This is a genomic window from Lawsonibacter sp. LCP25S3_E2 (genome assembly GCF_052117285.1).
Lineage (GTDB): Bacteria > Bacillota > Clostridia > Oscillospirales > Oscillospiraceae > Lawsonibacter.
Genome location: NZ_JBQKJL010000001.1, coordinates 256,525 through 270,288, shown reverse-complemented (window position 1 = coordinate 270,288; position 13,764 = coordinate 256,525). Strand labels below are relative to the sequence as shown.

Below are 13,764 nucleotides of genomic sequence, written 5' to 3'. Positions count from 1 at the left end.
AGTGGCCCAGGGCCGTAAGATCAAGCAACGGTGATTATGCCAGCGTCAGTGTAAAGGTGAACTGGGTCACCCCATCCTCGCTGGTGACATTGATGGTCTCTTTCAGGTTGCCCAAAATCGTTTTCACAATGTACAACCCCAAACCAACCCCCTCCCGGTCCATGGAGCGGGAGTAGTCCGCCTTGTGGAACCGGTCAAAGAGCAGGGGGAGCTCCTCCGGGGGAATGGTGGCCCCCAGATTGCGGATACAGGTGACAGCCTTGCCGTCCTTCTTCGTGATCTGGACGGTGATGGTAGTGCCTGGCGCGGCAAATTTGGCCGCGTTGTCCAGCAGGTTATAGCATACCTGGGTGACCGAGTCGGGGTCGCCCCATACCATCAGCTTTTCCTGGGGCATCTGTACGTCCACATCCAGGTTGCGGCCGGTGATCTTGCTCTCCAGGCTGATGAGCACCTGAGACATGGTCTCGGTCAGATCGAAGGTCTCCTGGGCGGTGATGGAATTCTCCGCCAGGGCGTTGAGCCGGGACAGATCCAGCATCCGCCGTACCAGGCGGGAGAGCCGGCGGGTCTCGGACACCACGATCTGAAGGGATTCCCGCTCCCGCTCGGGGGGAATGGTTCCGTCCAGAATTCCCTCGGCAAAGCCGGAGATGGTGGTCATGGGGGTTTTCAGCTCGTGGGAGATGTTGGCGATAAATTCTGCACGCTGGGTCTCCACCTTCTCCAGGGAGTTGGCCATGGCGTTAAAGGCCTCGGCCAGGGTGCTGATCTCGTCGCAGCGCCCCTCGTAGCTGGTGACCCGCACGTCAAACTCTCCCTGCCCAAATTTTCGGGCGGCCTCTGCCATTTCGTTCAGGGGCCGGGCCTGGTGGGCGGAGGTAATGGTACTGGCCACTACGGAGATGAGCAGCACCACCACGGCGGAAAAGAAGAAAATGGTGGCGGTGGCCGACCACATCTGAGAGAGGTTGGAGGCGTCGGCGGAGACCAGGACCAGGCCCTGGTTGACCGTCTGCCCAAAAACGGAAATGTTGATGGGCAATCCGGCGGTGTACCGGCGCTCGGGATAAATTCCTTCCAGGCTGGTCAGACCAGCATAGGTCCCATGGTTCAGCACTTGGTTAGTGACGGAGGCGGGCAGAACGGCATTTTTATAATCATAAATTTTGGAGCCGTCGGTGGCGTAGAGGATTTCTCCGTCCGGCCCGGCGACGATGACAAAGGAGTCGGAGATCAGGGCGATATTGGCCACATAGTTGCTGTAAAGCTCGTCCTGAATGTCCCGGTATTCCTTGTAATACAGGGCGGTAAAGCCGGCAATATACCCTGCGTTGCGCTCCATGGACTCCCGCTTTTCTGAAATAAGGTACCGGTAGGACAGCAGCATAAAAGCGGCGGACAGGAGCGTAAAGGACAGGATCATAATGCCCACCATCATGGTCAGCTGACGCTTATAGAGAGACCGCAAAACGCCTCACCTCCTTAACATGGTATTCGGAACGGAAAATCAAGAGGCAGGGCCCACCTCAAACTTATAGCCCACGCCCCAGACGGTTTTCAGCCGCCACTGGTCGCTGACATTTTCCAGCTTCTCCCGCAGGCGCTTGATGTGCACGTCTACAGTGCGGCTGTCGCCGAAGTAGTCAAAGCCCCAGACCTCGTCCAGAAGCTGGTTGCGGGTAAATACCCGGTTGGGAGAGGAGGCCAGATGGAACAGCAGCTCCAGCTCCTTGGGCGGGGTGTCCACCCGCTGGTTGTCTACCAGCAGCTCATAGGAGTCCAGGTTGATGACCAGCTTGTCAAAGGAGAGCTTTTTCTCTCCAGGCTCCTCCTCGGCGCCGGTTCTGCGCAGCACCGCATGGATCCGGGCCAGGACTTCCTTCATTTCAAAGGGTTTTACAATATAGTCGTCCGCCCCCTGTTCCAGACCGGCCACCTTGTCCTCGGTCTGGCCCTTGGCGGTGAGCATGATGACGGGGGTCTTCTCCGTTTCCCGGATCTTTTTCAGTACAGACCAGCCGTCCATAATGGGCAGCATGATGTCCAGCAGCACCAGATCGGGCTGAAAGGAGCGAAACAGCTCCACTCCCCGTCCTCCGTCCTTGGCTACCTGGGTCTCAAAGCCCTCCTTCTCTAAATAGAGGTGGAGCAGCTCTGCGATATTTCCGTCGTCTTCCACGATCAAAACCTTTTTGGGCATAAGTGTCACCCCATCCTAAGTAATTTATAGTTTATGATACCGCAATTATTATACCGCAAATGGAACGTCTTGGGTGAATAATTTGTGAATTACGGGGTGGAGGAGGCTTTTTGGTCTCCTCTTCCGTCCACATAGGAGTGGTCCACCTGGATCACCGCGTAGTACCGGGGGGAGAGGGCGTGGATGGCCTGGGAGAGTTCCTCGCATACCTGGTGGTCCGTCAGGCGGAAGCCATAGGGGACCACCACATCAAAGATGATATTGGTATGGATGGGGCCGGCCGTCATCCGGAAATCGTGGGTGGACAGCGCCGGGTCCAGCTTCTTGGCAAGGGCATCCACCTGGGCGCGCAGGGCAGAGGTGCTGTCGTCGCAGACCACGGGGTCCATATGAATCACCGTCTCAATATGGTGCTTGGCCTTCAATTCCCGCTCAATGTGGTCGATGATGTCGTGGATTTCCAGCAGGTCGCCGTCGGCGGGGACCTCCGCGTGGAAGGACATCATGGCCCGGCCGGGGCCGTAGTCGTGATAGACCAGGTCGTGGATACCCAGAATGTGGTCGTGGCCCAGCACCAGCTTGTCAATATCGGCGGCCAGCTCCGGGTCCATAGGCCGGCCCAGAAGGGGGTCCAGAGTGTCCCGAGCGGCCTCCCAGCCGGTTTTTAAAATGAAGGCGCACACCAAAAGGCCGGCCAGGCCATCCACATGGAGCTGGAAGAAGTGGCACAGCAGGGTGGACACAAGGACCACCCCGGTGGAGAGCGTGTCAGAGAGGGAGTCGGCGGCGGTGGCCTGCATGGCCGCCGAGCCGATAGTCCGCCCCAAAGCCCGGTTAAACCAGAACATCCAGAATTTTACCAGAATGGCGGCACACAGAATGCCCACCGCCAGGGGAGAAAATTCGGGCGTGGAGCCATGGAGCAGAGAATCCACGGCGGAGCGGCCCACCTCCACCCCCATCAGGAGAATGGCCAGGGAGACAATCAGCCCGGCTACATATTCCATTCTTCCGTGGCCAAAGGGGTGCTCTGCGTCCGCCTCCTGTCCGGCCAGGCGAAATCCAATGAGGGTGACCACGGAGGTGGCTGCATCAGAGAGGTTGTTGAGGCCGTCCGCGGTCATGGCCACCGAGGCGGTGAGCAGCCCTGCCAGCAGCTTGCCGGCGGATAACAGCAGGTTGAGAAAAATACCCATTCCGCCGGCGATTGTTCCGCACCGGCGGCGGACCTGGGGGGAATTGGGGTCCTCCCCACGCAGGCAAAACTGAAGAATCATATTCACGGGAAACGTCCACCTCGCAAAGAAAAATTGTGAGCAAAGAATTAACCATTATTATGGCACGAGGCCCTGAGGCAAGTCAAGCGGGAATCCGCCGTCCACCCCGGAAACATTCACAAAAAGTTCATTTTATAGTCATGGTTTTGCCTTATTCTTAGTCTATGATGTCATTGTAGCCAAGTGAACAAGACATATCTCTATTCTCTCTCTCCTTTACAACACACAGGCAAAAAGCCCCGGTCAGGCAGCCGGGGCTTTTTGTCGCAATGGGAAGAATAACGTTAACAAAAAGTTCACGAGAAAGTCACGATTTTGCCTTAAATTTCATTTATCATATGCTTGTAGCAAAGCTACAAACTGTATCTCCCATTTCTCCCTCTCCTTTTACAACACACACAGGCAAAGGGCCCTGACCGAATGGTCAGGGCCCTTTGTCGTGCTGGGGGTGAAGGGGGAGGAGGATTATGATTCAATCTCCATCATCTTGGCTACCCGCCGGGCGTGGCGGCCTCCCTCAAATTCAGTGGACAAAAAGGTGTCCACAATGCGCTCGGCCAGCATGGGGCCCACGATCCCCGCGCCCATGGCCAGCATATTGGCGTCGTTGTGCCGGCGGGTCATCTCCGCGGACAGCACATCTCCGCACAGGGCGCAGCGGATGCCCTTGACCTTGTTGGCGGAGATGGAGATGCCGATGCCGGTGGTGCAGATGACGATGCCCCGTTCGCACTGGCCGCTGGCTACCGCCTCGGCGGCGGGCTTGGCAAAATCGGGGTAGTCACAGCTGTCGGTACTGTTGGTGCCGAAGTCCTCGCAGGTAATGCCCTTCGCGGCCAGATAGGCCTTGATGTGCTCCTTGAGCATATATCCTCCGTGATCGGAAGCAATGGCGATCATATCAGTTTCCTCCTGTACTGGTTCCTGTGTAAGGAACGGAGTTCTGATTCTATTTTAATCGATTTTTGCAATAATTGCAAGGAAAAAAGCATGTCCCTCCGGCTGAATGACCGGAGGGACATGCGTTTGGGAAAAAATCAGACCATCAGGGAGCACACCAGCTGGGTGTACTCGGCGGGGTCCTCCAGAGGCAGATCGGCCAGGAGCAGAGCCTGGGCGTACAGCAGCTTGGCGTACTTGGCTACGGTATCCTGGTCTCCGGCCTCCACGGCCCGCTTCAGGGCGGCAAAGGGGGCGGCGTCGGGATTCAGTTCCAGCACCCGGTCAGCCTTCATGTGGGCGCTGCCCTCCACCTTGCGCATATACTTTTCCATCTCCAGAGAGACGGGGCCGTCGGCGGTGAGGCAGCAGGCGCCGGACTTGAGAATGGAGGAGATGCGCACTTCCTTCACCTGGTCACCCAGGGCTTCCTTCACGGCATCCAGCACATCCTTGCCGGCCTCGGCCTTCTCCTCGGCGGCCTTCTTCTCCTCCTCGGTCTGAGGCAGGGCGTCCTCCTCGTTGACGGACTTGAACTGTTTGCCGTCAAGTTCACCCAGGGCCTTCATCACAAAATCGTCCACATCCTCGGTGCAGTAGAGGATCTCATAGCCCTTGTCCAGAATCCGCTCCACCTGGGGCAGCTTTGCGATCTTTTCCACGCTCTCGCCGCAGGCGTAGTAGTAGAAGGGCTGGTCCTCGGGCATACGGTCTTTATAGGCGGCCAGAGTGGTGTTCTTCCCCTCCTTGGAGGACCAGAACAGCAGCAGGTCCTGGAGCACATCCTTGTGGGCGCCGTAGTCGGCCACCACGCCGTACTTGATCTGGGTGCCGAAGGCGCCCCAGAACTTCTCGTACTTCTCCCGGTCGTCCTTCTGCATTTTCAGCAGCTCAGACTTGATCTTCTTCTCCAGGGCGGAGGCGATGACCTTCAGCTGGCGGGTATGCTGGAGGACCTCACGGCTGATGTTCAGGGAGAAGTCAGCGGAGTCCACCACGCCCTTGACAAAGCGGAAGTGGTCGGGGAGCAGGTCGGCGCATTTGTCCATAATGAGCACCCCGGAGGAGTAAAGCTGCAGTCCTTTCTGGTACTCACGGGTGTAGAAGTCATAGGGGGTCTGGGCGGGGATATACAGCATGGCCTTATAGGTCACCGCGCCCTCGGCACTGGTGTGGATAACGGCCAGGGGGTCCTGCCAGTCGTTGAACTTCTCCTTATAGAAGGCGTTATACTCCTCGGGCTTTACCTTGGACTTCTGACGCTGCCACAGGGGCACCATGGAGTTAAGGGTCTTCCACTCCTTCACGGTCTCCCACTCGGGCTTGTAGTCCTCCCCGGCGTCGGCGGGCTTTTCCTTCTGGCGGTAGTCCTCTACCTCCATGACGATGGGGTAGCGGATATAGTCGGAGTATTTTTTGATCAGCTCCTGTAATTTATAAGTCTCCAGATACGGATCGTAGTTTTCCTCGTCGGCGTTGGGCTTGATGTGCATGATGATATCGGTGCCGGGGGCGTCCTTCTCGCAGGGGGTGATGGTGTAGCCGTCGGCCCCGTCGGACTGCCACATAAAGGCCTCGTCGCTGCCCCAGGCACGGGACACCACGGTCACATGGTCGGCCACCATAAAGGCGGAGTAGAAGCCCACGCCGAACTGGCCAATGACGTCAATTTTGTCGGCGGCCTTGTCATCCTCGCTGAGATTGGCCTTGAACTGGCCGGAGCCGCTGTGGGCAATGACGCCCAGGTTGTTCTCCAGATCTTCCTTCGTCATGCCGATGCCGTTGTCGGACACGGTGAGGGTGCGCATCTCCTTGTTGGGGACGATGGTGATCTTCAGGTCCTTGCGCTTCACATCCACGCTGTCGTCGGTGAGAGACTTGTAGGCCAGCTTGTCCTCTGCATCACTGGCGTTGGAGATAAGCTCCCGGAGAAAGATCTCCTTGTGGGTGTAGATGGAGTTGACCATCAGGTCCAGCAGCCGCTTGGATTCGGCCTTAAACTGCTTCTTTGCCATGATTTCTGATTCCTCCGTGTATAGTAAAGTTTATTTATAACAAATAAAAGAAATAACGTTAGCACTCATAATTCCTGAGTGCTAACGTTATCATAGCGCACTTGTTGTAAAAAAGCAAGGGTGTTCACAGTTTTTTTACAGTTCCGCCTTAACCGGGCAGACCAGCATAGGTGCGGCGGATACAGGTCCCGGTTTGGGGCTGATAGTAGGAGATGCAGTTGTCCTGGACGACCTCAATGAGCCCATTGACCAGATAGCAAAAGCTTCCCGTTCCGCCAGGCAGGGTATAGAGCTCGTTTCCGTCCCGGTCAAGGATCCGCCATTCCGGTCCCTGGGGGATGGCGAACAGCAGGGGGCCGCCCTCTCGGGTGCCGTCCAGCGGGGTAAGGTCTCCCTTTTGAACCGGGATCAAAATGTTTCCCTCCAGGTCGGTGACGGCGAAGATGCTGCCCTGTTCATCCCAGCTGAGGAAATAGACCCGGTCGCCGCCCACCACCGAGGGGTAGTCGTCCTGGGGAATGGGAGAGGGAAGGGTGTAGGACGTCTCACCCAGAGAGAGGGTGATGGTGCCGTCCTCATGGGACACAGGGGCCCAGGAGAGGGACTGGTTCCAGTAGGCGTCCCACCCGGTAAACCACTCCTCGGCGCTGGTGGCGGAGACTTCCCCGGTGGCGGGGTCCAGGAAGCGGGCAATTTGGTTGGCGTCTCCGTAGGTGCCCAGAAAGAGCAGGCCGTCCTTCCACTGGACGGAGCCTGTGGCGTCGCCGGTAAACCAGGGGATGGCGTTCGGGTCGTCGATGCCCAGTTCGGCCCAGGTAAACTGGCCCGTTTTTTCCCCGGTCTGGGCGCTGATCAGGGTCAGACCCTCCCCGTTTCCGGCGGCGATCCCGTCCGGGTAGGGGATGACGCCCCAGTACTGATAATCGGTCCACCAGCTGCCGTCCTGGACAGCCAGGGCCACCAGGGTGCCGGTGCCGGGCCTGCCCCGATCGGGATTGCCCTGAGTCAGGATGTAGACGGGGAGAGAGTGGTCCTGGCGCTGCCCCTGGTCATCCAACTGGGAGTAGCCGCAGCGGGTGATGGAGGAGCACACCGCATCCATGACCAAAGTGCCGTCCTGGGTCATCAGCCCATAGAACCAGGTGGGCGAGGTATAGGCGGGCTCCTCCTCCCACCAGGCCAGGGTCAGGCCCTGGCTTCCTGCAAAGGGAAGCAGGGGGCCGTAGGAACTGCGGGGAATGAGCTCAGGGGTATACTGCTCGTAGAACCGCCCCCCTACGGCGGGGAGAGCATCTTCTTCCTGGAGAACAGACCAGTCGGTCTGGACGTTGGGGCCGGCGGGGAGCTGGGAGGTGCCGCCCGTTTGGGGGGCGCACCCAGCCAGCAGGACCCCGGCCAGGGCCAGTGCGGCCCATTTGCCACGGGGCTTCATCCTACTCCACTCCTTCCATAACGGGCACATAGCCCTCCATGGCTGCCAACTTCTGGCCCTCGGCGCCCAGCACCCAGTCGTAGAGGATTCGGGTGGGACTGTCGGAGGGGGTGTTCTGGTCAATGGCTACATAGTAGGGGTTCAGGAAGGGATAGCTGCCGTCCTGGATGCTCTGGGCGTTGGGGGTGACGCCGTCAATGGACAAAACCTTCAGCCCCCGTGCCATCTCCATGTCATTGGCGTAGTAATAGACGGTAAAGCCGATGGCGGAGGGGGTGTTGTCATACTGCCGCACCGCATCGATGAGCCCCTGCATGGAGTCGGGCACCCAGGCCTCGGGGGCTTCCATGGGGCTTTGGCCGTCCATGACCAGCTTTTCAAACATGGTCTGGCTGCCCGCGCCCTGGTTGCGCTGGAAGGGGACAATGTCCAGGCTGCTGCCGCCCACCTCGTTCCAGTTGGTGATCTCCCCGGTGTAGATGTCCCGCACCTGCTCAGAGGTCAGGTTGTCCACCGGGTTGTCCTCATTGACCACAAAGACCAGGGCATCCGTGGCAAAGGGGGTGTAGTGCCAGTGCCCCTCCTCCTGGAGCTGGGCCAGGACCTCTCCCTCCGGCTCCGCCGCCAGCACCAGGTCCCGCTCTCCGGCCATGAGATTGCGGTAGGACTGGGTGGTGCGGGAGAAGCTGACCAGATCGGCCACCTGCTCGGGCTCCTCCCCCAACAAAACGGCGCACATGGCCTTTGCCAGCGGGACAGTAGAGGTGGAGCCGTCCAGCCGGGGCAGGTTTTCCCTGGTAAACACAAAGGGGGCCTGGGAAGCGCTGGACGCGGGAGCAGAGGAGGCGGAGCCTCCCTGGGCAGTTTTGGGGGAACAGGCGGTAAGGACCACCGCCAGGGAAAGGGCGGCGGCTATGCAAGATAAGACACGTTTCATCATAAAGTTCCTCCTGTCAGGTGGAAAAAAGGATCGGCCCGTGGGAATCTGTTCCCACCGGGTAAGCTTATTATAGCAGGGGGAAATGCCGGTTATCATCACAAAATCTCTGCAAATCAGCTACAAATCAGTGACAAATCCTTAAGAATTCTTAAAATATAAAAATTACATTAAAAACGGTCCCAGGGGTTGACAAAGGAATATGAATGTATTATTGTACTAGATACATAATACAATAATACAAACAAGGAGGCGCACCTATGGATTGGAAGCTCACCGATGACCGGCCCATCTGGCTCCAGCTGACGGAACAGATGACCCGGCGGATCATCACCGGGGTCTACCCGCCGGGGAGCAGGCTGCCCTCGGTGCGGGAGCTGGCCGCCGAAGCGGGGGTCAATCCCAACACCATGCAGCGCTCCCTGGCCCAGCTGGAGCAGGATGGCCTTGCCAAAGCGGACCGTACCGCCGGGCGCATGGTCACCCAGGACACCGCGGTGCTGGAAGCTGTCCGGCGCTCCCAGGCCCGTGTGGTGATGGAACAATATTTTCATGCTATGGCGGAACTGGGTTATACGCCCGATGAGGCCACGGCACTGTTGAAGGAGGAGAAGCGATGAGTGAGCAATTGATTGTCTGCCGGGGGCTGTCCAAAGCCTACGGCCGCAAGACGGCCCTGTCCGGCGTGGATTTAGAGGTAGGCCGGGGGCGGATCGTGGGCCTGCTGGGCCCCAACGGGAGCGGCAAGACGACGCTGATCAAATTGATGTGCGGCCTGCTCCAGCCCACCACCGGGGAGATCGAGATCGGCGGTTTGCCCGTGGGGGTAGCGACCAAGGCCCAGGTGAGCTATCTGCCCGACCGGATGTACTTTGCCAACTGGATGCGGGCGGTGGACCTGTTCGACCTGTTCCGGGATTTTTACCGGGACTTTGACTACGAAAAGGCCATTGCCATGTGCCGCAGTCTGGGGGTGGAGCCTCAGGACCGGCTGAAGACCATGTCCAAAGGCATGAAGGAGAAGGTGCAGCTGGTGCTGGTCATGGCCCGGAAGGCCCAGCTCTATCTGCTGGACGAGCCCATTGCCGGGGTGGACCCCGCGGCCCGTGATTTTATTCTCCACACCATTTTGACCAACTACAATGAGGAGGGCACCGTCCTCATCTCCACCCACTTGATCTCCGACATAGAAAAGGTGCTGGACGAGGCTATTTTCCTGAAAACCGGCAAGGTCATGCTCCACGATACGGTAGACCATATCCGGGAGACCCAGGGGAAGAGCGTGGATGCCCTGTTCCGGGAGATCTTTCGGGCACAGCCGCTGGAAGGAGGAGAATTCTGATGCTGGGAAAACTATTCAAATAATTTGTTTTGCATTTCAACGATATTTGCCAACGCACCTTATAATAGCAACCGAGTGTTATTATTTATATCAATTTGAACGGTCAAAGGGCTGTGTTATTTCCCGTTTGATAACTCATCATCGCCATGATATAATACAAGAAAAAGTCATGGAGCGGTATGGGTATGGCACAAAAAACGACTGATATTAGAATAGCGGAACTGCGGCACAATTTTTCGGAATATCTTAAAGCACAGGGCAAAAAGTCATATGGAACTACCGTATCGGATGCCTTTTATCTGTATAGAAATGCCCCCAATTTCGACTTTATGGCTCTGCTGGATATTGGGGAAATACAACAGTTTCAAAACAGGGCAAATGAGCAGTTAAAAAGTATCCTGTCTGAAAAGTCCTCTTCTGCGGGGAACAATATAGGAGCATACACCAGTGCGATAACGCAACTGTGGAGATATGTTCAGAAAAACCGTATTCCCAATAGTGTACCTCCTGCCAATCTTACATACGCCCCGCCCCAAATGGATTCCCATATACCTCGCCCATCGTGCGAAGAAGTAGATAAGTATTTGTATAGATGGAATACCACTCCCGACCTGTTTCAGCCAGAAACCGTATTGAAAAAACTATTTACGGAAACCTGTCCAAGGAATAACTCGATTGACGACATTATCCTAAAAACTGCTGCCCTTAATACCGTTTATAACACCTATATCTATTCTGTTTATCCCGTTGCACAGCACATCCTTTCCCTCGATATTGATAAGCGGCTTGCTGTGGGCGATGAATCCCTTGTTAATGAACTCATGCGGGTATTTTATACCGATGGGGGGAAAATAGAGCATTACTCTTTCGCAACAAAATATTGTAGTTTCCATAACTCGGACGCATTTCCTATCTATGATAGTTATGTAGACAAAATACTGCAATACTATCGGAATCAAGAGGGATTTTCTGTGTTCAAAAATAGTGACTTGAAAAATTACCCTCATTTTAAGCGCATTCTGTCTGATTTCCGGCATTATTTTGGACTGGAAAAGTACACCACAAAAGAACTCGATCAATATTTATGGCAGTTTGGCAAAGAGTATTTCAAATAAAAGTACGCCTGTAACAATCTCGCTACGAGAGCGGTTGTTACAGGCGTTTTTCTTTTTGGCGTGTAGTTTGTTGCTCTGTGCGCTGTAATTGCGAGAGAACGCAGGTGAGCGGACGAGAGCAGCTAGCCGTGGTCTTTCTTTGACTGCTGTAAAGCGGCAAGAGCAGACGGATAAGGCTTTTCATCAATAAGCCTTTGCAAAGTAGTCTGCTTGCTGGAAAAAAGTTCGCCCTTAAAAAGTTTCCAGCCTTCAACAATAAACTTTTCACTCATAGTTCCTTATTCTCCTTTCGCTGTTTCTATCATGCTGTTTGTAGTAACTGTCCTCTCTGCCGAGGGGTAAGGCGTGACAGTATATCTTTTCAACGCTTCATCAAAAGACAGTTCCTTTCTTTTCTGTCTGTATATACGCATATACTCCCGTCTGTGTTTTCGCTTTAACTCCTCTGGCTTTTTTGGCCGCGCCAAATTTTTTCGCCCCTTTCTCTTTTCGCTGTTTATACTGTTTCGAGTTAAAAATAGTCTGTTTACTCAGCCGCAAACCTGCGAACCGTAAACGCTATATTGTTATTACATAACACTTCACCGCCTTTTGCAGACTTCCGTAAAAGTCCCACAGCACAATGGCTTTAGAAAATGCTCCCTAAATGAGAAGCGTACAATTTTGCCCGTTATACACGACGCAAAATTGTACTCTGCCTCTCGATATATTCTGTTGTCTGCGCTATCCGTTCTGCTGTTTTCAAGTGCTGTTTGGAATATTTGCAGTCTGGATGGCTTTTCCTCATGCTCTCTATAATGCGCTCGGCGCAACTGCTTGCCCCGTAGCCCTCCACCATGATATGAAGGTGCGGCGGCTCGTCTGTGCAGGGCGTTACCCGCTCGCCGTTGTGTATGCGCTTTTCAGAACAGATAAAGCGTTTCCTGCCGCCCTCGCTCTTTGGCTTGTCATAACCCATTTTGCCGTACCACTGTGAACTCGTGACAGATAGGCCGAGCAGAAAGGTTATGTCCTCGTCCTGTTTCTTCTTTAGCCTAATACACACAGCCCGAAGTCGGTTTAATTCTTTCTCTGCCTGTTCTACGCTGTCAAACTTGCGAGGGTCGTTCAGAAAATAGGCTGTATCGACTTTCCTGTTCATTTCACCCCCTCCTGTTTGCTTGGCGTAATACTATTTTACAATCCGAAAAGGGAGAAATAAAGCGGATTTTGTCATATTTCAGCAAGTTCTACGATTACAACAACCGCCCCTTTCATTTTCCTAAGAAAAAAATAGAGCCGAAAACAGCACCTTGCACAAAAGCAAAAAGCAAGCCGCAAACATCTCTGCGACTTGCCTTTAGACCCATTGAAAATACTGCTTTTTTAGCCGTTGATAAACACCGTTGAAATGCAATATAAAACCAATATGATTTTCGCGCCATGTGGAAGCGGTTTTCCATTATTTGGCTGGCGGCCCTGGTCATTGCGCTGATCAACCGCTTTACCCTCCCCTTCAACCAGGGGAGCAACAACGGCGTTGGAGGAGAAAATGAGCTGCTGGCCGTGATCACCATTTCGGTGTTTATGGGTGTGATGTGTGCCATGTTTGTGGTGGCCATGGTCTTTGTCCTGACCCGGTTCTACCGGGGGCTGCTGGGGGACGAGGGCTACCTTATGCACACCCTGCCGGTGAAAACCTGGCAGCTGGTGTTCTCCAAGCTGCTGTGCGCAGTTGTGGTGACGGTCATCAATGTGGCGGTGTCCTTCCTGGCCATGTTCCTCATGATGCCCATTCATTGGATAGAGCTGTTTGACATGGAGCTGTGGAAACGCCTCGTGCAAGGCCTGCTGCTGCAGCCGAATGCCCTGTTGTACTTGGCAGAATTTTTCCTGCTGTGTGTCGTGGCCCTGACCCTGATGGTGACCATGGTATATCTGTCCATGGCCCTGGGCCATCTGTTTACCCGCCATCGGGTCTTGATGAGCGTGGCGGCCTTCTTCGCACTGGACGTTGTGGGAAACCTGATAATCAGCCTGGTCAACGAGCTGGGGCTGCTGGGATTTTTGGACAAACTAGCGGTGTGGGGCGGCCACACAGGCTTTTGGGTGGGAATCAGTCTGATGCTCATTCCCGCTGTGCTGATGTTTTTGGCCACCAGCTATCTTTTGAAACACCGCTTGAATCTGGAGTAAGAAAGAGGGAGAACGATGAACGCCTGGCCGGTCTTTACCATTGCCTTTGCCGCTGTCGTGCTCCAGGCGTGGATCAGCCGCCGGGGGGAGCGCCACTGGTATATGGGCTGCATTGTCCCGCTGATTTACGGAGGGGTAGTGGCCTGGATGTTCCGGGGGGAGGATCTGCTGCTGTCTTTGCAGATCATCCTGTTCGGCGCGGTCATTCCCATTTTTCTGCTGCTCTCCCTGCGCAGAAAGGAAAAAAGGGAGCAAACGGACGACAGTCCTTCGGAAACGTGAAAAAAGCCGCCCGGCACATCGGTGCCGGGCGGCTTTTGATCAAATTC

14 protein-coding genes are annotated in these 13,764 nt (G+C 55.4%); 5 read left to right on the top strand and 9 right to left on the bottom strand.

Translation table 11 applies throughout. The features are described 5' to 3' along the window. Positions 1-34: 34 nt before the first annotated feature. The 7 genes from ACTQ3R_RS01400 to ACTQ3R_RS01370 form a co-directional block, all read right to left on the bottom strand. Positions 35-1,471, bottom strand: a complete 1,437-nt coding sequence (locus tag ACTQ3R_RS01400; RefSeq protein ID WP_441777477.1) for an ATP-binding protein — start codon at positions 1,469-1,471, stop codon at positions 35-37. Between the two features lie 39 nt (positions 1,472-1,510). Next, a complete protein-coding gene (locus ACTQ3R_RS01395) occupies positions 1,511-2,203 on the bottom strand; it encodes a response regulator transcription factor (protein ID WP_441777478.1) in 693 nt (230 codons plus the stop codon). A gap of 89 nt (positions 2,204-2,292) precedes the next feature. After that, complete coding sequence (locus ACTQ3R_RS01390; protein WP_441777746.1) at positions 2,293-3,480, bottom strand: cation diffusion facilitator family transporter; 1,188 nt, start codon at positions 3,478-3,480, stop codon at positions 2,293-2,295. Between the two features lie 465 nt (positions 3,481-3,945). Beyond that, positions 3,946-4,380 (bottom strand): ribose 5-phosphate isomerase B, encoded by a 435-nt coding sequence (gene rpiB / locus ACTQ3R_RS01385; RefSeq protein ID WP_441777479.1) that lies wholly within the window; start codon positions 4,378-4,380, stop codon positions 3,946-3,948. Positions 4,381-4,517: 137 nt separating this feature from the next. After that, the gene (htpG, locus tag ACTQ3R_RS01380; RefSeq protein ID WP_441777480.1) at positions 4,518-6,434 is read right to left on the bottom strand and encodes a molecular chaperone HtpG; all 1,917 of its coding nucleotides are present in this window, start codon (positions 6,432-6,434) and stop codon (positions 4,518-4,520) included. Positions 6,435-6,582: 148 nt separating this feature from the next. Further along, positions 6,583-7,866 carry a hypothetical protein gene (locus ACTQ3R_RS01375; RefSeq protein WP_441777481.1) on the bottom strand — a complete coding sequence of 428 codons (1,284 nt, stop codon included), beginning with the start codon at positions 7,864-7,866 and terminating at the stop codon, positions 6,583-6,585. Position 7,867: 1 nt separating this feature from the next. Beyond that, positions 7,868-8,806: a PstS family phosphate ABC transporter substrate-binding protein gene (locus ACTQ3R_RS01370; protein WP_441777482.1), complete on the bottom strand. Its 939-nt coding sequence runs from the start codon at positions 8,804-8,806 to the stop codon at positions 7,868-7,870. A 257-nt stretch (positions 8,807-9,063) separates the two neighbouring features. Between ACTQ3R_RS01370 and ACTQ3R_RS01365 the strand changes: the two genes are divergently transcribed. The 3 genes from ACTQ3R_RS01365 (at position 9,064) to ACTQ3R_RS01355 (ending at position 11,260) form a co-directional block, all read left to right on the top strand. Next, positions 9,064-9,423, top strand: coding sequence for a GntR family transcriptional regulator (locus ACTQ3R_RS01365; protein WP_441777483.1), 360 nt, complete (start codon positions 9,064-9,066; stop codon positions 9,421-9,423). Continuing rightward, positions 9,420-10,145, top strand: coding sequence for an ABC transporter ATP-binding protein (locus ACTQ3R_RS01360; RefSeq protein WP_441777484.1), 726 nt, complete (start codon positions 9,420-9,422; stop codon positions 10,143-10,145). The genes ACTQ3R_RS01365 and ACTQ3R_RS01360 overlap by 4 nt, the downstream gene beginning before the upstream one ends. A 185-nt stretch (positions 10,146-10,330) precedes the next feature. Continuing rightward, positions 10,331-11,260 (top strand): hypothetical protein, encoded by a 930-nt coding sequence (locus tag ACTQ3R_RS01355; protein WP_441777485.1) that lies wholly within the window; start codon positions 10,331-10,333, stop codon positions 11,258-11,260. A gap of 122 nt (positions 11,261-11,382) precedes the next feature. On the opposite strand, the gene ACTQ3R_RS01350 is transcribed toward ACTQ3R_RS01355, so the two are convergent. Together ACTQ3R_RS01350 and ACTQ3R_RS01345 are read right to left on the bottom strand one after the other, a co-directional pair. Then, a complete protein-coding gene (locus tag ACTQ3R_RS01350) occupies positions 11,383-11,532 on the bottom strand; it encodes a hypothetical protein (protein ID WP_441777486.1) in 150 nt (49 codons plus the stop codon). Between the two features lie 398 nt (positions 11,533-11,930). After that, a complete protein-coding gene (locus ACTQ3R_RS01345; protein WP_262394996.1) occupies positions 11,931-12,401 on the bottom strand; it encodes a hypothetical protein in 471 nt (156 codons plus the stop codon). A gap of 281 nt (positions 12,402-12,682) precedes the next feature. Here ACTQ3R_RS01345 and ACTQ3R_RS01340 point away from each other — a divergent pair, with 281 nt between their 5' ends. Then, entirely contained in the window at positions 12,683-13,435 is a 753-nt protein-coding gene (locus tag ACTQ3R_RS01340) for a hypothetical protein (protein ID WP_441777487.1), read from the top strand. A 15-nt stretch (positions 13,436-13,450) separates the two neighbouring features. Beyond that, positions 13,451-13,717 carry a hypothetical protein gene (locus ACTQ3R_RS01335; RefSeq protein ID WP_441777488.1) on the top strand — a complete coding sequence of 89 codons (267 nt, stop codon included), beginning with the start codon at positions 13,451-13,453 and terminating at the stop codon, positions 13,715-13,717. Positions 13,718-13,764 lie beyond the last annotated feature (47 nt).